The sequence below is a fragment of the Stenotrophomonas sp. SrG genome (assembly GCF_050031795.1).
GTDB classification, from domain to species: Bacteria; Pseudomonadota; Gammaproteobacteria; order Xanthomonadales; family Xanthomonadaceae; genus Stenotrophomonas; species Stenotrophomonas rhizophila_A.
Genome location: NZ_JBNBBE010000005.1, coordinates 146,213 through 166,591, shown reverse-complemented (window position 1 = coordinate 166,591; position 20,379 = coordinate 146,213). Strand labels below are relative to the sequence as shown.

Below are 20,379 nucleotides of genomic sequence, written 5' to 3'. Positions count from 1 at the left end.
TGGTGCTGCGTTTCCCAGTGCCGCTCACGCCATCAGCCACACCCGGATCAGCGACACCAGTTTGTCCACGTCCAGCGGCTTGGCCACGTAGTCGTTGGCGCCGGCCTGGATGCATTGCTGCTGGTCATCGGGCATCGCCTTGGCGGTGAGGGCGATGATCGGCAGCTTGCCGAAGCGCCCGTCCTGGCGGATCTCACGGGTGGCGGTAAGGCCATCCTTGACCGGCATCATGATGTCCATCAGTACCAGTTCGATGGGCGACGGGCCGCCGACGGCCGCCGTCAGCACGTCAATGGCTTCCTGGCCGTTGCGCGCGATGGTGACCTTGCACCCGTGGGGCTCCAGCACGTTCATCAGCGCATAGATGTTGCGCACATCATCCTCGACCACCAGCACGCGGCGGCCTTCCAGCGCGGTGTCGCGGTGCTGCGCAGAACGGATCATGCCCTGCTGTGATTCGGGCAGGTCGCTCACTACCTTGTGCAGGAACAGCGTCACTTCATCGAGCAGCCTCTCGGGTGAGCGCGCGCCCTTGATGATGATCGAACTCGAGTACCGTCCCAGCCGCACCTCTTCGGCAGGCGACAGCACCCGGCCGGTGTAGACGATGATCGGCGGCAGCGCATGCGGGCTCTGCTCGCTGAGCAGCTCGAGCAGCTCGAAGCCGGAGGCATCGGGCAGGCTCAGGTCCAGCACCATGCAGTCGAATGTATGCTGGGCCAGCGCCTGCAGGCACTCCGAGGCCGAGCGCGCGCCGATGGTTTCCACATCGGCCAGCGCCAGCAGCTGGCGCACCGCGTCCAGCTGCACATCGTCATCTTCCACCACCAGCACCAGGCGCGGCCGCTGCGACAGCCTGCGCTCCAGCGAGAGCAGCACGTTGCCCAGCTCCTCGCGGGTGGCCGGCTTGCCGAGATAACCCACCGCACCCAGCGCCAGCGCCTTGCGCGAATGGTCCGTCGCCGACACCACATGGATGGGAATGTGCCGCGTGCGGATGTCGTGCTTGAGCACGTCCAGCACCGACAGGCCGGATTGGTCGGGCAGGCCGATGTCCAGCACGATGGCGTGCGGAAGCTCCGTGCGCGCAGCGGCCAGGGCCTCTGCCGCCGTCTGCGCCACCTGTGCACGGAAGCCCATCTCCACTGCCAGGTCGCTGACGATCTGGCCGAAGGCCGGGTCATCCTCGATGATCAGGATCAGGCCGCGGCCGTTGCTGCTGGCCTTGCTGCCTGGGGCGACCACAGGGCGCGAGTCCAGCGCCATGGCCACACCACCCGCTGCAAATGGCGCGCGTGCAGGCACCGCGGCCGGCAGCGCTTCAGGCGCGGCAGGGCGCTCGGTGGTTGCCAGCCGTGTGGCCACCACCAGCCGGAAGCAGCTGCCCTTGCCGGGCTCGCTTTCCACCGTGATGTCGCCGCCCAGCAGGCGTGCAAGTTCCTGGGAAATGGACAGCCCCAGTCCCGTGCCGCCATAGCGCCGGCTGATCGAACCATCGGCCTGCTGGAAGGCATCGAAAATACGCGCCTGCTGCTCCGGCGCAATGCCGATGCCGCTGTCGCTCACCGCGAACGCCACCTTGCCGTTCCCGGCCGACGAAACCGACACCGTGACCCCGCCGGTTTCGGTGAACTTCAGTGCGTTCGACAGCAGGTTCTTCAGGATCTGCTCGATGCGCTGGCGATCGGAGTCGATCACCACCGGGCAATCGGCCGTCATCGACACGTCCAGCGCAAGGCCCTTCTCGCTGGCCACCGGACCCAGCAGCGACGAGATGTCGGTCAGCAGCTTTTCCACGCCGAAGCGTTCGGCGTGCACTTCAATGTGCCCGGCCTCGATCTTGGACAGGTCCAGGATCTCGTTGATGAGGTTGAGCAGGTCGGTGCCGGACGAATGGATGGTGCGCGCGAACTTCACCTGCTCCGCGCTCAGGTTGCCGTCGCGATTGTCGCCCAGCAACTTGGAAAGAATGAGCGCAGAGTTCAGCGGCGTGCGCAGCTCGTGCGACATGTTGGCCAGGAACTCGGACTTGTACTGGCTCGCGCGCTGCACCTTGTCCGCCTCGGCCACGATGGCCGCGTTGGCCCGCGCCAGCTTGTCGCGCTCGTTTTCCAACTGCTGCGACTGGTCGAACAGCTGGTTGTTGGTCTGCTCCAGCTCGGCCTGCTGCTCTTCCAGCTCGTGCTGGGAGCCGCGCAGCGCCCGGCTCTGCTCCTCCAGTTCCTCGTTGGAAACCCGCAGTTCCTCACTCTGCACCTGCAGCGCTTCGGTCTGCCGCTGGGTCTGTGCCAACAGCTCGGAAAGCTTGGCGCGGTAGGCCGCCGACCGCAGCGCCACCGCCATGTCGCCCGATGCCAGCTGGAGGAGCTCCACCACTTCGGTTGGCACCGCGCTGAAGAAGCCCAGCTCGATCACCCCGCTCACTTCGCCCTCGTGGATGCTGGGAGCGATGACCAGGTGGCGCGGCTGTGCCTGCCCCAACCCGGAGCCGACCGTGAAGTAGCCCTGCGGCACGTCCGACACCACCAGCACGCGCTTCTCGTTCACCGCGCGGCCGAGCAGGCTGCCGCTGTCGCGCAGCTGGTCGGTGCCGTCCGGGGCGGAGGCTGTGCCCACCGCACCGATCTGCCGGAAGCCGTTATCCTCCGGCACGAACAGCATGCCGGCCTGTGCGCCGGTGAAGCCGGCCAGGAAGCCCAGGCTGGCCCGTGCCAGCGAACCGCTGTCCAGGTCGCCACCGGTGGCGGTGGTGAGCTGCAGCCGACCCCGCTGCAGCCACGCATCGCGCTCGCGGGCGCGGGTATGGCGGCGCAGCAGGATGGCGATGAAGATCGTCAGCAGGATGCCCAGCACCGCGCTGGCGGCGCCGGAGCTCAGCGCCGCGTTGTAGGCCGATTCCATCTCTTCAAGGCGCTTGGCGCGCTTGTCCAGTTCGATGGCCCCCATCGAGGCCAGGCGCGCACGGATGTCGTCCATGGCTGCCTTGCCGCGGTTGGAACCGACCACCGCCAGGGTGGGCTCCAATCCTTGGGTGCGGCGCACCTCGATGGTTTCATGCAGTTCGTCCAGCTTGTCTTGGACCCGCCGTGCCAGCAGCTTGAGCCGGTCGACCTGGGCCGGGTCATCGGCCAAGGACTTTTCCACTGTCTCCAGCCGGGTGCTGGCTACCCCCAGGGCGGTGCGATAGGGCTCCAGGTAGCTGTCATCGCCAGTGAGCAGATAGCCGCGCTGGCCGGTCTCGGCGTCCTGTACCGCAGAGAGCACATCGCCCAGCGCGGTCATCGTCTCCTGGGAGCGGATCACCAGCGCGTTGCCCTCGCGGATGGTGTGGATGTTCTTGCCGGCCAGGAACCCGCTGCCGAGGAAGAACAGCATGACCGCCAGTAGGGGCCAAAGCGTGCGGAAGCCGGTTCCGGCCTGGGTGGCAACGCGGGGTTTGGGCGTGGTGGGCATGGGTTGGCAGGTGGGTGGGTGCAACCCATCAGATTATCACGCGCGCAGGCTGCGGAACCCCTGCCGGACTGTTTGTCAGCCTGTTCTGTCTGCCGGATGGTGAACTCCATCCTCCACTGGAACGTAGGGTATGGCGAAGGGGTTGATGCCTTCCAGGCACCCGACGTTGAAGCCGTACTGATGAGGGTTCGAGCGGCGTTGGTGGTGGGTATAGATTCCGCAGATGCCGCAGAAGTAGTGCTTGGCGGTGTGGGTGTTGAACTCGTAGCGCTTGAGGTGCTCTACCCCCTTCACGACACGAAGCCCGGAGAGAGGCACCGAAGCCACCACCGCGCCTTTGCGCCGACAGATCGAGCAGTCACACCGGCGTGGGCTCTCGATGCCGTTGGGAAGATCAAGCTCCAGTTCCACGGCGCCGCAGTGGCACGTGGCGCGGTGCTTGGGTTGGATGGGGACGCCGCCAACTTCCTTCAGCATGTGCAGTTACCTTCGCTCTAACCAAATCCAATCTGGTGCGCGGACCGAATCCACGTCGTATCCACTGGGCCATTGAACCCCACCACGGCATCCACTCCGCAACGCGGGCAGAGCGCGGTCTGATCTTCGGTGGGAGGCTCACATCGCATACTGCGCCACGCCATTGCCGAACGACCAGTTCTCGCGCTTCACCTCCACCAGATTGATGAAGACATCCTCAAGACGAATGCCCACCGCGTCGTGCAGGCCATGGGCGACGGCGCTGTAGAAGGCTTTCTTCTGCTCCATCGTGCGGCCCTCGTTCCAGGTGACCTGGATGCAGATGAAGTCATCGGTGCGCGCAATACCCAGGTAGCCGGGGTCGTAGACGAGCCCATCCCGTTCGTGCTCCTGGATGATCTGGAAGCGATCATCCTTGGGCACCCCGATGCTGAGCATGGCGTCATACACCACCTGGCCAACCTGCTGGCGGTAGGCGGCGGTCTTGCCTTTGCGGAGGTCAATGCGGGCCAGGGGCATGGCGGACTCCTCACGGATCTGTGTGCCTGGCAATGGAAGCACATGGGCGGGTGCGGTGCCACTACATGGCGCTGCGTGGGGCCCGCCCAGCCTCGGTCCTCAGCGGTCCTTTACTTGCGCGCGCCACGTGATGGGCTTGTCTGCCGCAGTGCCCTGGCCTTCGAACTGGCCGTCGTTCCACAGCGGCCTGACGGTGATCTGGCCGTGGACCACTTCAATCCTGATATGGACACCCACTTCAAAGCCGAACCTGCGCAGCCAGGTGCCGCGCAGCATCACAAAGGGAACGGGGCCAACGTGGTCGCGGTCGCGCTCGGAGATCTGCGGAACCGCACGTACGTTGTTGATCTGGCTGTACTGCATCCACCGCTCGCGCGGGACGCGTTGGTCTTCAGTCGGCTGGGCCGGGTCGCTCTTCATGGTTTGCCTCCAAACGGGGAATGGCCCTCGCCGGTGAGGGCGAGGGCGTCGGGAGGTCAAAAACCGTGCATAACCAGACGGCGGGCGTATTCCCCGGTGAAGGGTCTTGTATTAACCACCCTCCCGACATGGGGCATCCACTATTTTCGGTTATGCGGAGTTTTTGAGCTCCGGCACTCACCATGCAGACGTCGGCTGCGGAGCACAAAACGATTGTTTCTGTTGAATTTTCGATTTCAGTAGGCACAGCCTACTGATTGACGCGTCCAGCCCGTTGCAGCATCCCGAATGGTGTTTCTATGTGAATCAGCCCACAGATATCACCCACCCCCGTACAGCTTCTCCGCGCTCTGGAACAGGATCCAGCTTGTCGCAATGAACTTGTCCCCGCCCTGCGGGCGGTTGCCCCGGTGGGTGTGGGTGAATGCGGTAGGCGCAATCAGCAGGCTGCCGGTGCGCGGGGCGATCTTCCGGTCCTGGAACAGGAACTCGGTTTCGCCGGCGTCGAACTCGTCGTTGAGGTACAGCGTCCACAGCAGGTGCCGGTGCAGGGTCTCCGCACCGGGGTCGCGCGGGTACAGCTCGCAGTGCCAATAGGGGTAACCGCCCTCGCCCGCCGCGTACCACTGCAGGTTGATGGCGCCCGGGCGCAGGCACGTACGGGCCAGTTCGGACAGCGCGTTGTCGTCCATGCCGGGGAAATCTTCAGCCTTCAGGCGGCGCGCGGTGCCATCGTTGTCTTGTACCTGCAACATCAGCGGGGAGATCAACGCCTGTGGATAACGGCGTAGATAAGTCAAAACCCCGCTGAATACTGCTTGTTGCAGCTGGATTTCGACCTGGCGCCACTCGGGACGCCCACTTATGCGCAGATCCTTGCTGTGCTTGAGTTCCGGGAACACGCCGCTGCCTACTTCGCCAGGCTTCAGCTGTGCGCTGGCGCGCATCTGGGCCTGTATGGCGGCGCAGGTCTCAACGGGGATGGCGTTGTGGATTACTTCGATGAAGTCGAGCGGGGTATCGGCCGGCATGGGGTCATCCGTGGGCGTTTCAGCCCGATGGTGACCTGTGTTGGTGCAGGTGTCACCCCGTTGCCATGATTGGGAACGGGGTCACAAAGGGTCGCGCTACGTCAGGCCCGGGCGTCGTGCTCGCGGTGGTAGCGGGTGGCTTCGGCCACTTCGTTGCGCGAGCCGAGGAACACCGGCACGCGCTGGTGCAGGTGGTCGGGCTGGATGTCCAGGATGCGCTCGCGGCCGGTGGTGGCGGCGCCGCCGGCCTGTTCCACCAGCAGGCCCATGGGGTTGGCTTCGTACATCAGGCGCAGCTTGCCGGCCTTGCTGGGGTCCTTCTTATCCCACGGGTAGATGAAGATGCCGCCGCGGGTAAGGATGCGGTGCACGTCGGCCACCATGCTGGCGATCCAGCGCATGTTGAAGTTCTTGCCGCGCGCGCCTTCCTTGCCGGCCAGCAGGTCCTGCACGTAGCCCTGCATCGGGGCTTCCCAATGGCGCTGGTTGGACATGTTGATGGCGAATTCCTGGGTGTCCTCTGGAATGCGCATGTCACGCTGGGTGAGCACGAATTCGCCGGTTTCACGGTCCAGGGTGAACGAATGGGTGCCGTGGTTGGTGGTGAGCACCATCTGCGTGCTGGGGCCGTAGATGCAGTAGCCCGCCGCGATCTGGGCAGTGCCCGGCTGCAGGAAGCTCTCGTCGGTGGGCTGTTCGGTGCCCGCCGGGCTGCGCAGCACCGAGAAAATGGTACCGACCGAGACGTTCACATCGATGTTGGAGCTGCCATCGAGGGGATCGAACAGCAGCAGGAAGTCGCCGCGCGGGTAGGTGTCCGGCACGGGCTGGCAGTGGTCCATTTCCTCGGAGGCACAGGCCGCCAGGTGGCCGCCCCAGGCGTTGGCCTCGAGCAGGATCTCGTTGCTGATCACATCGAGCTTCTTCTGCGCCTCGCCCTGCACGTTGCCGGTACCGGCGTCGCCGAGCACGCCGCCCAGCGCGCCCTTGCTGACCGCGATGGAGATGTTGGTGCAGGCGCGGCCAACCACTGCGATGAGCTGGCGCAGGTCGGCATTGATGCGGCCTGCGTGCTGCTCTTCAATCAGGTACCGGGTAAGCGACGTACGGGACATGGAATGGCTGCCAAAGACATTTCGGGGGCCGTATTGTGGCCCGTTCGGCAGGGCATTACGAGGCAACCGGGACACGTAACCGGTTTCAACCTGCCTGCACGAAAAGAAAAACGGCCGCACGTGGCGGCCGTCCTTCATTTCACCGTTGCAGCAGCTCAGCCCTTGGCGACGGTCGACACAGCCTTGGCCACGTATTCCAGGTTGCCCTGGTTCAGCGCGGCCACGCAGATGCGGCCGGTGCCGACGGCGTAGATGCCGTACTCGTCGCGCAGGCGGTCCACCTGCGCGCGGCTCAGGCCCGAATACGAGAACATGCCGGCCTGGTCGTTGATGAAGGCGAACTCCGGCGCACCGGCGGCCACCAGCTTGTCCACCAGGCCGTGGCGCAGGGCGTGGATGCGCTCGCGCATCTCGGTCAGTTCCTGCTCCCACAGCTGGCGCAGCTCGGGGCTGGTCAGCACGCCGGCCACCAGGGCCGCGCCGTGGGTGGAGGGGCTGGAGTAGATGGTGCGGATGATGCGCTTGACCTGCGACTGCACGGCCTTGGCGGCGTTCGCATCCGGGGCCACCACCGACAGCGCGCCCACGCGTTCGCCATACAGCGAGAACGACTTGGAGTACGAGTTGGCGACCACGAAGCTGTCGATGCCGGCCTCGGCGATGATGCGCACGGCGGCGCCATCTTCGTCGATGCCCTTGTCGAAGCCCTGGTAGGCCATGTCGATGAACGGGAACAGCTGGCGTTCCTTCAGCAGCTCGGCCACCTGCTTCCACTGGGCCACGGTGAGGTCGGCGCCGGTGGGGTTGTGGCAGCAGGCGTGCAGCAGCACCACGGTGCCCGGCTGCAGCTTGTTCAGGTCAGCCAGCATGCCGGCGAAATCCACGCCGTGGGTGGCCGGGTCGAAGTAGGCGTACTCGACCACTTCAAAGCCGGCCGCGCCGAACACCGCGCGATGGTTCTCCCAGCTCGGGTTGCTGATGGCGATGGTGGCGTGCGGCAGCAGGCGGTGCAGCAGGTCCGCGCCCACGCGCAGGGCACCGCTGCCACCGATGGTCTGCGAGGTGGCCACGCGGCCGGCGGCCAGCAGCGGCGAATCTTTGCCGAAGACCAGTTCGCGGGTGGCCTGGGTGTAGGCAGGCAGGCCGTCGATCGGCAGGTAGCCGCGCGGTTTGGCTTCGCCAGCCAGCTGCTGCTCGATCTGCTTCACGGCGCGAAGCAGCGGAATGCGGCCGCTTTCGTCGTAATAGATGCCCACGCCCAGGTTGACCTTGGTGGGGCGGCTGTCGGCGTTGTATGCCTCGGTCAGGCCCAGGATCGGGTCGCCCGGGACCAGTTCCACATTTGCAAAGAAGGACACGGCGGTACTCATTCGGATGACGGATGGGGGAGGTTGGCGCGAAACTACCTCATCGTAACAAAGCCTCGGCGTGGGCGCGGCGGCTGCCGTCACGCTTGGGACCGTACCCTGTCGTGCGGTGCTCATTTTCTGGAGATTCCCCTCTGCGCATGTTCCGTCCTACCCCCCTCGCGTACTGGTGTGCGCTGCTTTCGGCCACCGCCCTGCCGAACCTGGCACAGGCCCAGGCTGCCCCGGTTTCCGCTGCCCCGATCGAGCGGCTGCCCACGGTTCAGGTGCAGGCCGCACGGGGCCAGCAGGTGGCCGATGTGGATCTGCCGGCCTCGCTCAGCACGGTGTGGCTGGATGACGATGCCAACGGCACCCTGGCCCAGATCGCTGACGCATTGAGCGGGGTGCCCGGCGTGGTCGCACGCGACCGCCAGAACCTGGCCCAGGACACCCAGCTTTCCATCCGGGGCTTCGGCGCGCGTTCCACCTTCGGGGTGCGCGGGGTGCGGGTGCTGGTGGACGGGGTGCCGGCCACCATGCCCGATGGGCAGGGTCAGCTCTCGCACGCCAGCATGCTTTCCGCCCAGCGCGTGGAGGTGCTGCGCGGGCCGTTCTCGGCGCTGTACGGCAACTCGTCCGGCGGCGTGGTGCAGGTGTGGAGCGCCGATGGCCAGGCCGGCGATCCCTGGCGGCTGCGGGTGGCCGGCGGCAGCGACGGCACGCTCAGCGCCGGGGCGCAGCTGCGCGGCGAGCAGGGCCCGGTGCGTTACAACGTGGCGGCCAACCACTTCCGCACCGATGGCTGGCGCGAGCACAGCGCAGCGCGCCGCGAATCGGTGAACGCGCGGCTGGGCACCGACGTGGGCGGCGGCCAGCTGGACCTGGTGCTGAACTACTTCGATTCGCCCGACGCGCAGGACCCGCTGGGCCTCACCCGCGAGCAGGTGCGGCAGGACCCGCGCCAGGCCACGGCGGTGGCCACCCAGTACAACACCCGGAAATCGGTGCGCCAGGCACAGGCCGGCCTGGTGTTCACCCGCACCCAAGGGGCCCAGACCTGGCGCGCGATGGGCTATGCCGGGCAGCGCAGCGTGGAGCAGTTCCTGGCCATTCCGCCGGGGCCGCAGGCCAACCCGCTGCATGCCGGCGGGGTGATCGACCTGGACGGCGGCTATGGCGGGCTGGACCTGCGTTGGGCCTGGCAGGGCGACTGGGCCGGGCGGCCGCTGGAAGTGGTGATCGGCGCCAATGCCGACCAGCAGCAGCAGGATCGACGCGGTTATGAGAATTTTGTCGGCGATACGCTGGGTGTGCGCGGCGCACTGCGGCGCGACCAGGCCGACCGGGTCCGCAACGTGGACCAGTTCGCGCAGGCGTTCTGGCAGTGGGCGCCGCGCTGGTCGCTGCTGCTGGGCGTGCGCCACAGCGAGGTGCGGTTCCGCTCCAACGACCACTACATCACCGCGCGCAACCCGGACGACAGCGGCGCGCGCGACTACGCGGCCACCACGCCGGTGGCCGGGGTGGTGTTCCACGCCAGCGATGCTTGGCGGGTGTATGCCTCGGCCGGACGCGGGTTTGAAACGCCCACCTTCAACGAACTGGGCTACCGGTCAGATGGCGCGGCCGGGTTGGCGCTGAACCTCTCGGCCGCACGCAGCCGGAACCTGGAGCTGGGCGGCAAGTGGCGCGGTGCCGGTGGCGCGTCCTTCGATGCGGCGGTGTTCCGCGCCGATACCGATGACGAGCTGGCCGTTGCCAGCAACACCAACGGGCGCAGCACCTACCGCAACATCGGCAAGACCCGCCGGCAGGGCGTGGAAGCCAGCCTGCAGCTGCCGATCACCGCAGCGCTGGAGGCCAGCCTGGCCTATACCTACGTGGAAGCCACGGTGCGGGAGCCGTATCTGGTGTGCGCGGGCACGGGCTGCGCCGTCCCCAACACGGTGGTGGCGGCCGGCTCACGGCTGCCCGGCGTGCCGGAGCAGCAGTGGTTCGGGCGGCTGCAGTACCAGCCCGGCGCGTGGCAGTGGGCCGGCGAGGTGGTGGCCTCAAGCGACACGGTGGTGAACGACCTGGCCACCGACCAGGCGCCGGGGTATGCCCTGTTCAACCTGGAAGCGGCCCGCAAATGGACCACCGCGCAGGGCGCGCTGCGGGTGTTCGCGAGGGTGGACAACGTGCTGGACCAGCGTTACATCGGCTCGGTGATCGTCAACGACGGCAACCAGCGGTTCTTCGAACCGGGGCCGGACCGACGCTACAGCGTGGGCGTGCAGTGGGCGTGGCAATGATCCACACCCACCCTGCCCCATTCACTTGGGAATCTTGGCCGGCACGAACGGCGACGTAGGGTCACTGGCGGGGAACGTCTCCTCCAATGCCTCGTCCTGGTTGTCGCTCTCGTGCGCCTTGCGCGCGGCGCGGTGGTGCTCATGCTCTTCCCCGCCCGGGTGCGGCGCGGCGGCCGGGTCCTTACGGTCGCGGGAGGGGTGTACCTCACCGGCGTGGACCGGGTCGATGCCGGTGCGCATGTGCTCGGGCGCTCCGGAGGGCGACATGCCGGCGCCGCGGTCTTCTTCGTTCTGCAGGTCGTGCTTGGCGCGCTGTTCGCCCGGTACCGGGGCGGTGGCTTCGCGCAGGGGATCGCGATGCATGGTGGTGGTCTCCGTGGAGGGTTGGCTGGACTGTACGCACCCCCGAGGGGAGGCCGACGTGAAGCGCAGCGCGCCGATCTCAACGGATCTGTCACGGCTGGATAACGGCGGCGGGGCTATTCCTGCCAACCCCCACCGCTGCCGGAGACGTGCCATGCCCCGCCTGGATCGCCGTACCGCACCCGCGCTGTTCAACGCCTACCTGCAGCCGGACCGGAACGCGCGCCGCGGCCGTCGTCCGCGCGCCGAAGAGCCGGAGGCCGTTGCGCAGGACTATCTGCAGTACATGCGCAGCGATTACGAACGCCGCCGCAGTCAGGGAAGGCGCAGCTGGAAGGATCTGTACCCGGCGTATGCCTTCGCGCTGACCACCCACTACGCAGACTGGCCGCGTGGCAGCGACGACGACACCGACGGCGAGCTGGCCGAGCACTGGGAACAGATGCGCGGCCAGTCACGGCTGGGCTGGCAGCAGGCGCGCGCGATCGTCGAAGACGCCTGGATGGCGCTGGACCACATGCCCGCCGCCGCAGTGCACGGCCGGCTGCAGTAAGCGGCGCTTGCAGCCGGCCTTTACGGGCCGGACACGGGCGTTTCACGCCCTGCGCGGTACAGCTGGCCTCCCGCCTTGCACTGGAGTGGCGCCGCCATGGCCCGACCGATCTGGACTGGAACCCTGTCATTCGGGCTGCTGAATGTGCCGGTGTCGCTGATGTCGGGCGAGCGCAAGACCGACCTCAGCTTCCGCATGCTCGATTCACGCGACCGCAAGCCGATCCGCTTCGAGCGGGTCAACGCCGACACCGGCGAAGAAGTGCCGTGGAAGGACATCGTCAAGGCTTACGAATACGACAAGGGCAGTTATGTCGTGCTGGATGAGGCCGATATCAAATCGGCCGCGCCGGAAAGCCACGAAACCGTGGAAGTGGAAAGCTTCGTCGACGCCAGCCAGATCGACCCGCGCTACTTCGAAAAGCCCTACCTGCTGGTACCGGGCAAAAAGGCCGAGAAGGGCTACGTGCTGCTGCGCGAGACCCTGCGCAGCACCGGCAAGGTGGGGATTGCCCGCGTGGTGGTGCGCACCCGCGAATACCTCTGCGCGGTGATGCCGCACGAGCATGCGCTGGTGCTGCTGATCCTGCGCTACCCGCAGGAGCTGGTGGATCCGGAAGAACACAAGCTGCCTACCGGCTCGCTGGCCGACTACCGGATAAGCAGCAAGGAAACGGCGATGGCCGAGCAGCTGATCGAATCGATGTCCGGTGAATGGATGCCGGACGACTACCACGACGAATTCCGCGAACGCCTGCAGGCAGTGCTGACCAAGCGCATCAAGCAGAAGGGCGGCACCACCGCCGTGGAAGACGAGCCGGCCGCGCCGCATGACGCCACCACCAACGTGGTGGACTTCATGTCGCTGCTGCAGAAGAGCCTGGATGCGAAGAAACGCACCCCGGCCAAGAAGACGGCGGTGTCGAAAGTGGTGAAGAAGGCGGCACCTGCGAAGAAGGCAGCCAAGACCACCAAGGCGGCAACCAAGGCGACCAAAGCCACGAAGGCGACGAAGAAGACTGCCAAGAGCGCGCCGACGCGCAAGGCCGGGTAAGCGCCATGTCGTTGCAGGAGTACCGGCGCAAGCGCCGCTTCGGTGAAACCCCCGAACCCGACGACGAGCGCCGGGGCGCCGTCGCACGCCGCCCGATCTTCGTAGTGCAGCTGCATCACGCCAGTGCACGTCACTACGATTTCCGGTTGGAAGCCGATGGCGTGCTGAAGAGCTGGGCGGTGCCGAAGGGACCGTCGCTGCGCGTGGGCGAGAAGCGGCTGGCGGTGGAGGTGGAAGACCACCCGCTGTCCTACGCCACGTTCGAGGGCGATATTCCCGAAGGCCACTACGGCGCCGGGCATGTGGATGTCTACGACCACGGCACGTGGGCCTGTGATGGCGACCCGCTGGAGGCGATCGCCGCCGGCAAAGTCGATTTCGTGCTGCATGGGAGCCGGCTCAAGGGCGGCTGGAAGCTGGTGCGCACCAACATGAAAGGGAAGCAGCATCAGTGGCTGCTGATCAAGCGTGATGACGAAGAGGCGCGCGATACCGACGCGGACGCGCTGCTGGAGGAGGCTGTGCCACCGAAGCGAACGTCTACGAAGACCGTGAAGACCATCAAGTCCACCACGACCACAAAGACAAGCTCCAGCCGCTCTTCCAGGACGACAAGGACAATCAAGCCGGTTGCGCGCCGCAATGCCGACGCGCGCTGGGCAAAACGCGCGCTGTCGCTGCAGCATGCACGCGACAAGCCTTACCCCCACGACTTCAAACCCCTGCTTACCGACCACCGCGACACTGCACCCGACGGCGAAACCTGGCTGCACGAGATCAAGTGGGATGGCTACCGCCTGCTGGCCGATGTGCGCGACGGCGCAGTAGCGCTGCGCTCACGCAACGGCTTGAACTGGACCGAAGATTTCCCGGAAGTGGTGCAGGCCATTCAGGCACTGCCGGTCACCGACCTGCGCCTGGATGGCGAACTGGTGGTGCTGGATGCGCAGGGCCGCAGCGATTTCACCGGCCTGCAGAAAGTGATTGACGGCACCGCCAGGCAGCCGCTGCGCTACGTGGTGTTCGACATGCCCGGCGTGGCCGGTGTGGACATCAGCCGCGCGCCGCTGCTGGAACGCAAGACACTGCTGAAGGACCTGCTGGGTGACACGCCCGGCACACTGGCTTACAGCGACCACGTGCTCGATCACGGGCCGGCGGTTTTCGAGGCGAGCGGCAAGGCCGGCTTCGAAGGCATCATCAGCAAGCGGGTGGATGCGCCATACGTCAACGCGCGCTCGCCCAGCTGGGTGAAGGTGAAGCACGAGAACACCGATGAGTTCCTGGTGGTGGGATACACCGACCCGAAGGGATCGCGCAGTGGCTTCGGCTCTCTGTTGATGGCTGCGCCCGACAAAGGTGGGCTGCGCTACGTGGGCCGCGTGGGTACCGGCTTCGATGATGCCAAGCTGGCTGCGATGCACCGCCAGCTGAAGGCATTGGATACCGACAAGGCCGCCGTGGAACTGCCCTCGCACGTGCCGTTCAAGGCGAGCAGCGTGCATTGGGTCAAACCCACGCTGGTAGCCGAAGTCGCCTTCCGTGGCTGGGCCAAGGAAGGGCTGCTGCGGCAGGCCAGCTTCAAGCGCCTGCGCGAAGACAAGACGGCCAAGGAGCTGGGTGCGGCGGCCACTGAGGTACCTGCCAAGGCCGCGAAGGCCACCAAGGCACCCGCAAAGGCGAAAGCGCCTGATCGCTACGCCGACGGCGTGACCATCTCGCACCCCGAACGTGTGGTGTTCGCCAACGCCAGATTGACCAAGGGGGACGTCGCCGACTATTACCGGCAGATGGCGCGCTGGATCCTGCCCGAGGTCGCCCGCCGCCCGCTGTCACTGCTGCGCTGCCCCGATGGCGTGGACAAGCCGTGCTTCTTCCAGAAGCACCACGGCACCGGGCTGGGCGATGCGGTGGAAGCCATCCCGCTGGAGCAGAAGAGCGGCCGCGAGGACTACCTCTATATCGAAGACACCGAAGGCCTGCTGCAGCTGGTGCAGATGAACACCCTGGAGCTGCACCCGTGGGGCGCCAGCGTGGACGACCCCGAGCATCCTGACCGGTTGGTGTTCGACCTGGATCCCGGTGAGGGCGTGACCTGGACAGCGATCAAGGCTGCGGCACGCGATGTGCGCGACCGCCTGCAGGAGATCGGGCTGGAGAGCTTCGTACGCCTGTCCGGCGGCAAGGGCATCCACGTGGTGGTGCCACTCACGCCCAAGGCGGATTGGGCGCAGGCCAAGGATTTCTGCGAATCGTTCGCCCAGGCGATGGCCGAGCATGCACCGGATCGCTACGTGGCCACGATGAGCAAGGCCAAGCGCACCGGCGTGATCTTCATTGATTGGCTGCGCAATGCGCGCGGCGCCACAAGCGTGTGTTCGTGGTCGCTGCGTGCCAGGCCATCAGCCGGCGTGGCAGTGCCGCTGCGCTGGGAAGAGCTGGGACGTGTCACCGCCGCCGATGCGTTTCCGTTGCCCAAGGCGCTGCAGCGTGCGCAGAAGCTGAAGAAAGATCCCTGGGAAGGGATCGATCAGGTCAAGCAGGTGTTGCCTGCGCTGTGATCGGGGGCGCGGACTCACCGAGGCCGATATCGCGCCCCCAACCAGATTCCAATCGCCTGCACCGGCAACGACACCAACAATGTCACCACGAACCAGTACGGGTAATCGCTGCCCATGTCCCACGCGGCAAACACTGACGCGGCGGCAATCAACACCCACACCACGCCGCCATGTACGTACGGCCACATCGGCGCATAGCGCGCCGCAAATGCCGTAGCGGCAATGCCACCCAGGATCGTCCAGCCCAGGTCCCACGCCAGCCGCACCTCGCCCTCGCCCAAGCCCAGCCAAGGCGCGACCCATCCACCGGCACCGCTCACCATGCCCAGCACGAACAGCGCCACGACGACGCAGAGCACCGAGAGCACTACGGTCTTCCCGGTGGACAGTGCGGACATCGCGCTCAGCCCACCAGCGCCGCCGATGCCCGCGCCAGTTCCTCGATCCCCGCCCAATCGCGCGCCTGCAGCAGCGCCCGCGTGGTCAACCAGGACCCACCGACGCACAGCACATTGGGCAAGTGCAGGAAATCGCGCGCGGTCTGCGCGCTGATTCCGCCGGTCGGGCAGAACCGCACATCGCCGAACGGGCCGTTCCATGCCGACAGCATTGCCGTGCCACCGGCCTGCACCGCAGGGAAGAACTTGAACGTATCCAGCCCGTGCTCCAGCCCCAGCATCAGCTCGGACGAGGTGGCCACGCCCGGCAGGAACGGCAGGTCGGTATCGCGCGCGGCGGCGTACAGCCGTTCGGTCGCACCGGGCGCCACCGCAAAGCGGCCACCTGCGGCCTTGACCCGCTCCATCTGGGTGGCGGTCAGCACGGTACCGGCACCGACCACCGCATCGGGCACGGCTTCCACCATTGCCTGGATCGCCTCCATCGCAATGGCGGTACGCAGGGTCACCTCGATCACCGGCAGCCCACCGTTGAACAGCGCCTGGGCGACATGCACCGCCTCGTCCACGCTTTCAGGGGTGTACACCGGAATCACCGGGGCCAGTTTCAGGACTGCGCGTACGCGCGGATCAGCGCCGGACATCGAATCGCTCCTCGCCCGTCAGGGCCAGTACGTCAGCTTCACTGACGGGGTTGAAATCACCGGGGATGGAATGCTTCAGGCTGGCCGCGGCCAGGCCGAAACGCACGATCATGTCCGGTTCGAACCCTTGCATCATGCCATGCAGGATGCCGGCAGCGAATGCATCGCCGCCGCCAATGCGGTCGACGATGCCGATCAATTCGCGCGCGGGCGCCACCGCGCGGGTGCCGTCGCGGCCCAGCAGCATCGCGCCGAGCGTGTGGTGATCCACGCTGACCGGTGTGCGCTGCGTGCATGCCATCCACTGCAGGCGCGGGAAGGCGGCGAAGGCCTGTATCGCAGCGGCGTCCACGCGGTCGGCCAGCGCGGGCTGCTCGAACTGCCCGCCCAGCACCACGCCGATATCGCGGTAGTCGGCAAAAGCCACCGTGGCGCAGCCGAACAGCTCACGCAGGATGCGCGGTGCATCGCCTTCCCAGCGCGCCCACAGCGACGGGCGGAAGTTGCCGTCGAAGGAGACCTTGACCCCGCGCTCGCACGCCGCGCGCGCTGCGACCAGGGTTGCCTCGGCCATCGCCGGGTTCAGCGCCGGGCTCACCCCGGACAGGTGCAGCCACTGCGCGCCGCGCAGCAGCGCATCCCAGTCGTAGTCGGCCGCCGTGCCCAGCGAGAATGCAGAGTCCACGCGGTCGTAGACCACTTCGCTGGCGCGTTGCACCGCCCCGGTGGTGAGGAAGTACAGTCCCATGCGGCCCGGACGGGTCTGCACATTGGAGGTGCCCACGCCATGCTTTCGCAGTTCCCCGGCCACGAACTGGCCCAGCGGGTTGGCCGGGAGCGTGCTGACCATCTGCACGGTGTGCCCGAAGTGGGCCAGCGAAACCCCCACGTTCGCCTCCGCGCCGCCGGCATGCACGGCCAGCTGCGGCGTCTGCAGCAGCAGCTCACGGCCCGGCGCGCTCATGCGCAGCAACAACTCCCCGAAACAGACAACACGACTCATGGCGATGGATCCCTTCGTGGTGGGCATGACCTGCGGGTCAGGGCCCGGACAGTAATGGCTAGCGGTGTCATTCTAGCGGTGCGGCGGCCTTCGTCTACCCGGCCGGTTTGTCGGAACCCATGTCCCGCAAGCGTCTACGGGACATTGAAAGTCTGTTGCGGTGCAAGATGCCCGATCCCCAACGGACTGTTAACGTCCGCCCTGACCAGCGGTGTCATTGCACTGACATGTCGCCGGATAGCTGTTTCATGTAGCACCTTGGGAGAGGGAAAACATGCAATATCGAAACATCCATAAAAAGACACCGGTTACCTTGCTCGCCCTGTCCATCGGCCTGGCGCTGAGCGGTACCACCCTGGCGCAGGATCCTGCCCCGGCCACAGCCACCGACCTGGATACCGTCACCGTCACCGGCTACCGCGCCAGCGTCGAGAAGGCGCTGGACATCAAGCGCAGCGAATCGGGCGTGGTCGACGCCATCGTTGCCGAGGATATCGGCAAGTTCCCCGATCTGAACCTGGCCGAGTCGCTGCAGCGCGTGCCGGGCGTGGTCATCACCCGTGAAGCCGGTGAAGGCCGCAACATCTCGGTGCGCGGCCTGGGTCCGGATTTCACCCGCGTCCGCATCAACGGCATGGAAGCGCTGACCACGGTAGGCGCGGGCGACCAGAGCGGCGGCACCAACCGCGGCCGTGGCTTCGACTTCAACGTGTTCGCCTCGGACCTGTTCTCGCAGCTGATCGTGCGCAAGACCGCGTCGGCCGACGTGGAAGAAGGCTCGCTGGGCGCCACGGTCGACCTGCGCACCGCGCGCCCGTTCGATTACGACGGCTACACCTTCGCCGCCAGCGGCCAGGCCAGCTACAACGCCATGGCCGAGAAGGCCGACCCGCGCGTCGCCGCGCTGATCTCCAACACCTGGGCCGATGGCACCTTCGGCGGCCTGCTGTCGGTGGCCTATTCCGAGCGCCAGGCGCTGGAAGAAGGTTCCAACACCGGCCGCTGGGCCAACGGCCCGAGCAACGGCAACTTCAGCGCGTCTTCGCCGTTCGCCGCCGCGCGTTCGGCCAACGTCTACCACCCGCGCTTCCCGCGCTACGTGCAGATGGAACACGAGCAGAAGCGCCTGGGCGTGACCGGCACCCTGCAGTGGAAGCCGACCGACGCCACTGAAATCTCGCTGGATGCGCTGTACTCGAAGATCGACGCCGAGCGCGACGAGCACTACATCGAAGCCATTTCCTTCAGCCGCGGCACCAGCAGCACCCCGCGCCTGGTCGGCAAGCCGAACATGATCGTCAAGGATGGCGTGATCGAGAACAACGCGCTGGTCTACGGTGAATTCGACAACGTCGACATCCGCACCGAAAACCGCCACGACGAGTGGAGCACCGAGTTCAAGCAGATCGCGTTGAACGGCCAGCACCGCTTCGGCGATGACTTCACCTTGTCCGGCAAGGTCGGCATCTCGCGCTCAAAGCACGAGAACCCGATCCAGACCACCATCATCATGGACAAGTACGATGTGGATGGTTACAGCTACGACTACCGGGGCAACAGCCGGTTCCCGAAGCTGAACTACGGCATCGACCCGACCAACCCGGCGGGCTGGGAACTGGCGGAAATCCGCCTGCGCCCGCAGTACGTCGACAATGACTTCGACACCGGCCAGGTCGATTTCAACTGGAACATCAGCCCCGGCTTCCGCCTGAAGGGCGGCATCCTGGCCAAGAACTACACCTTCAGCACCGTGGAACTGCGCCGCGCCAGCGAACTGGCCGTGCCCAACTTCCCCAACGGCACCAAGATCGTGCCGGTGGACATGACCGAGCAGGCCGGCCTGAAGGGCATCACCGGTACGCCCGACCAGTGGGTCGTGCCGAACCTGGACGCCATTGCCGGCCAGTTCGACATCTACAGCAACTCGGGCATCTTCGCCGTCGCGCCGCGCGCCAACAACGTGCGCAGCGTGGATGAGGAAGACCGCGGCGGTTACCTGATGGGCGAATTCTCCACCGACCTGGGCAGCATTCCGTTCTCCGGCAACTTCGGTGTGCGCTACGTCAAGACCAAGCAGAGCTCCACCGGTCTTTCCACGCTGGCCACCGGCACCGTGTCCACCACGGTGGACCGCAGCTACGACGACACCCTGCCTTCGTTCAACGTGGTGGCCGAAGTGGCGCCGGACTTCCTGATCCGCCTGGGTGCGGCCAAGGTGATGAGCCGCCCGGGCCTGGGCAGCCTGACTCCGGGCGCCACGGTGGCCGTGGCCGGCGGTGCGCGCACGATCTCCAGCGGCAATCCGAACCTCGACCCGATCCGGGCCACCAACGTGGACCTGGGCTTCGAGTGGTACTTCAGCGAAGGCGCCATGGCCGGTATCGGCCTGTTCTACAAGGACATCGAAAGCTTCGTGCAGACCACCCGCGAAGTTGCGCCGTACAGCGCCAGCGGCCTTCCAGCCGAGCTGCTGATCGGTACCGGCGCGTCGCCGGCCGATGACTTCACCTACACCAAGCCGGTCAACACCCCCGGTGGCGAGCTGCACGGTGTGGAAGCGAACTACACCCAGCCCTTCACCTTCCTGCCGGGCAACTGGTCCAACCTGGGCATCCAGTTGAACTACACCTGGGTTGAATCGCAGATCCAGTACATCAACTCCAGCGGCCAGCCGGTGATGAAGGCCGACCTGACCGGTCTGTCCAAGTCGAGCTGGAATGCCACGCTGTTCTACGAAGGCAAGGTGTTCTCCGGCCGCGTTTCGGCCACCAACCGCGACGATTACCTGACCCAGGTGCCGGGCACCGAAGCAGGCTTCAACGTGGACGGTACCCACGGCATGACAGGCACCACCTTCATCGACGCCTCGATCCGCTACGCGATCAGCGACAAGCTGGAGCTGAGCCTGGAAGGCATGAACCTGACCAACGAAGCCAGCGACGAGTGGGTGTACTCGCCGGCCACCGGTCGCCTGCCGCTTCAGTACACCGAAACCGGCCGGCAGTTCATGCTGGGCGCGCGCTACAAGTTCTGATCCATCGCAGACCCGGCGGGGGGGGGGGGGGGGGGGGGCCCCCCCCCGGCCCCCCCCCACCGGTGGGTGGGCGCCCGCGGAGGGGGAGGGGTGGAATAAAAAAACAAAAACA

16 protein-coding genes are annotated in these 20,379 nt (G+C 66.4%); 5 read left to right on the top strand and 11 right to left on the bottom strand.

The features are described from left to right. Positions 1-24: 24 nt before the first annotated feature. The 7 genes from ACQG3P_RS06685 to ACQG3P_RS06655 all read right to left on the bottom strand — a co-directional run bounded on the left by ACQG3P_RS06685 (position 25) and on the right by ACQG3P_RS06655 (position 8,373). On the bottom strand, positions 25-3,453 hold the full coding sequence (locus ACQG3P_RS06685; protein ID WP_426804586.1) for a response regulator: 3,429 nt from the start codon (positions 3,451-3,453) through the stop codon (positions 25-27). A gap of 75 nt (positions 3,454-3,528) precedes the next feature. Then, a complete protein-coding gene (locus tag ACQG3P_RS06680) occupies positions 3,529-3,930 on the bottom strand; it encodes a GFA family protein (protein ID WP_426804585.1) in 402 nt (133 codons plus the stop codon). A 138-nt stretch (positions 3,931-4,068) separates the two neighbouring features. Then, positions 4,069-4,449, bottom strand: coding sequence for a tautomerase family protein (locus ACQG3P_RS06675; protein WP_426804584.1), 381 nt, complete (start codon positions 4,447-4,449; stop codon positions 4,069-4,071). Positions 4,450-4,548: 99 nt separating this feature from the next. Next, complete coding sequence (locus tag ACQG3P_RS06670; RefSeq protein ID WP_426804583.1) at positions 4,549-4,869, bottom strand: SymE family type I addiction module toxin; 321 nt, start codon at positions 4,867-4,869, stop codon at positions 4,549-4,551. A gap of 320 nt (positions 4,870-5,189) precedes the next feature. Then, positions 5,190-5,900, bottom strand: a complete 711-nt coding sequence (locus tag ACQG3P_RS06665; RefSeq protein ID WP_068848069.1) for a 2OG-Fe(II) oxygenase — start codon at positions 5,898-5,900, stop codon at positions 5,190-5,192. A gap of 101 nt (positions 5,901-6,001) precedes the next feature. Continuing rightward, entirely contained in the window at positions 6,002-7,015 is a 1,014-nt protein-coding gene (locus ACQG3P_RS06660) for a class 1 fructose-bisphosphatase (protein ID WP_426804582.1), read from the bottom strand. A gap of 155 nt (positions 7,016-7,170) precedes the next feature. Continuing rightward, on the bottom strand, positions 7,171-8,373 hold the full coding sequence (locus ACQG3P_RS06655) for an aromatic amino acid transaminase (protein ID WP_068854474.1): 1,203 nt from the start codon (positions 8,371-8,373) through the stop codon (positions 7,171-7,173). Between the two features lie 149 nt (positions 8,374-8,522). On the opposite strand from ACQG3P_RS06655, the gene ACQG3P_RS06650 reads away from it, so the two are divergent. Next, positions 8,523-10,658, top strand: coding sequence for a TonB-dependent receptor family protein (locus ACQG3P_RS06650; RefSeq protein WP_426804581.1), 2,136 nt, complete (start codon positions 8,523-8,525; stop codon positions 10,656-10,658). Positions 10,659-10,679: 21 nt separating this feature from the next. On the opposite strand, the gene ACQG3P_RS06645 is transcribed toward ACQG3P_RS06650, so the two are convergent. Next, positions 10,680-11,021 carry a hypothetical protein gene (locus ACQG3P_RS06645; protein ID WP_426804580.1) on the bottom strand — a complete coding sequence of 114 codons (342 nt, stop codon included), beginning with the start codon at positions 11,019-11,021 and terminating at the stop codon, positions 10,680-10,682. Positions 11,022-11,175: 154 nt separating this feature from the next. Here ACQG3P_RS06645 and ACQG3P_RS06640 point away from each other — a divergent pair, with 154 nt between their 5' ends. The 3 genes from ACQG3P_RS06640 to ligD all read left to right on the top strand — a co-directional run bounded on the left by ACQG3P_RS06640 (position 11,176) and on the right by ligD (position 15,188). Continuing rightward, positions 11,176-11,574, top strand: coding sequence for a hypothetical protein (locus ACQG3P_RS06640; RefSeq protein WP_426804579.1), 399 nt, complete (start codon positions 11,176-11,178; stop codon positions 11,572-11,574). A 96-nt stretch (positions 11,575-11,670) separates the two neighbouring features. Next, a complete protein-coding gene (locus tag ACQG3P_RS06635; RefSeq protein ID WP_426804578.1) occupies positions 11,671-12,627 on the top strand; it encodes a Ku protein in 957 nt (318 codons plus the stop codon). 5 nt (positions 12,628-12,632) lie between these two features. After that, on the top strand, positions 12,633-15,188 hold the full coding sequence (gene ligD / locus ACQG3P_RS06630; protein ID WP_426804577.1) for a DNA ligase D: 2,556 nt from the start codon (positions 12,633-12,635) through the stop codon (positions 15,186-15,188). Positions 15,189-15,202: 14 nt separating this feature from the next. On the opposite strand, the gene ACQG3P_RS06625 is transcribed toward ligD, so the two are convergent. Genes ACQG3P_RS06625 through ACQG3P_RS06615 form a run of 3 tightly spaced genes read right to left on the bottom strand, consistent with a single transcriptional unit; the run spans position 15,203 to position 17,233 of the window. Beyond that, positions 15,203-15,586 carry a hypothetical protein gene (locus ACQG3P_RS06625; RefSeq protein WP_426804576.1) on the bottom strand — a complete coding sequence of 128 codons (384 nt, stop codon included), beginning with the start codon at positions 15,584-15,586 and terminating at the stop codon, positions 15,203-15,205. 5 nt (positions 15,587-15,591) lie between these two features. Beyond that, entirely contained in the window at positions 15,592-16,230 is a 639-nt protein-coding gene (gene eda, locus ACQG3P_RS06620; RefSeq protein WP_068848083.1) for a bifunctional 4-hydroxy-2-oxoglutarate aldolase/2-dehydro-3-deoxy-phosphogluconate aldolase, read from the bottom strand. Next, the gene (locus ACQG3P_RS06615; RefSeq protein ID WP_426804575.1) at positions 16,217-17,233 is read right to left on the bottom strand and encodes a sugar kinase; all 1,017 of its coding nucleotides are present in this window, start codon (positions 17,231-17,233) and stop codon (positions 16,217-16,219) included. Before ACQG3P_RS06615 ends, eda begins: the two co-directional genes overlap by 14 nt. 274 nt (positions 17,234-17,507) lie before the next feature. Between ACQG3P_RS06615 and ACQG3P_RS06610 the strand changes: the two genes are divergently transcribed. Beyond that, entirely contained in the window at positions 17,508-20,267 is a 2,760-nt protein-coding gene (locus tag ACQG3P_RS06610; protein ID WP_426804574.1) for a TonB-dependent receptor, read from the top strand. Positions 20,268-20,379: the final 112 nt, after the last annotated feature.

Bases quoted from the DNA above. Each gene is read 5' to 3' on its own strand.
- ACQG3P_RS06660 (WP_426804582.1), bottom strand. From the start codon at position 7,015: ATGTCCCGTACGTCGCTTACCCGGTACCTGATTGAAGAGCAGCACGCA.
- ACQG3P_RS06610 (WP_426804574.1), top strand. From the start codon at position 17,508: ATGCAATATCGAAACATCCATAAAAAGACACCGGTTACCTTGCTCGCC.
- eda (WP_068848083.1), bottom strand. From the start codon at position 16,230: ATGTCCGGCGCTGATCCGCGCGTACGCGCAGTCCTGAAACTGGCCCCG.
- ACQG3P_RS06685 (WP_426804586.1), bottom strand. From the start codon at position 3,453: ATGCCCACCACGCCCAAACCCCGCGTTGCCACCCAGGCCGGAACCGGC.
- ACQG3P_RS06645 (WP_426804580.1), bottom strand. From the start codon at position 11,021: ATGCATCGCGATCCCCTGCGCGAAGCCACCGCCCCGGTACCGGGCGAA.
- ligD (WP_426804577.1), top strand. From the start codon at position 12,633: ATGTCGTTGCAGGAGTACCGGCGCAAGCGCCGCTTCGGTGAAACCCCC.
- ACQG3P_RS06650 (WP_426804581.1), top strand. From the start codon at position 8,523: ATGTTCCGTCCTACCCCCCTCGCGTACTGGTGTGCGCTGCTTTCGGCC.
- ACQG3P_RS06625 (WP_426804576.1), bottom strand. From the start codon at position 15,586: ATGTCCGCACTGTCCACCGGGAAGACCGTAGTGCTCTCGGTGCTCTGC.
- ACQG3P_RS06665 (WP_068848069.1), bottom strand. From the start codon at position 5,900: ATGCCGGCCGATACCCCGCTCGACTTCATCGAAGTAATCCACAACGCC.
- ACQG3P_RS06670 (WP_426804583.1), bottom strand. From the start codon at position 4,869: ATGAAGAGCGACCCGGCCCAGCCGACTGAAGACCAACGCGTCCCGCGC.
- ACQG3P_RS06640 (WP_426804579.1), top strand. From the start codon at position 11,176: ATGCCCCGCCTGGATCGCCGTACCGCACCCGCGCTGTTCAACGCCTAC.
- ACQG3P_RS06615 (WP_426804575.1), bottom strand. From the start codon at position 17,233: ATGAGTCGTGTTGTCTGTTTCGGGGAGTTGTTGCTGCGCATGAGCGCG.
- ACQG3P_RS06680 (WP_426804585.1), bottom strand. From the start codon at position 3,930: ATGCTGAAGGAAGTTGGCGGCGTCCCCATCCAACCCAAGCACCGCGCC.
- ACQG3P_RS06675 (WP_426804584.1), bottom strand. From the start codon at position 4,449: ATGCCCCTGGCCCGCATTGACCTCCGCAAAGGCAAGACCGCCGCCTAC.
- ACQG3P_RS06635 (WP_426804578.1), top strand. From the start codon at position 11,671: ATGGCCCGACCGATCTGGACTGGAACCCTGTCATTCGGGCTGCTGAAT.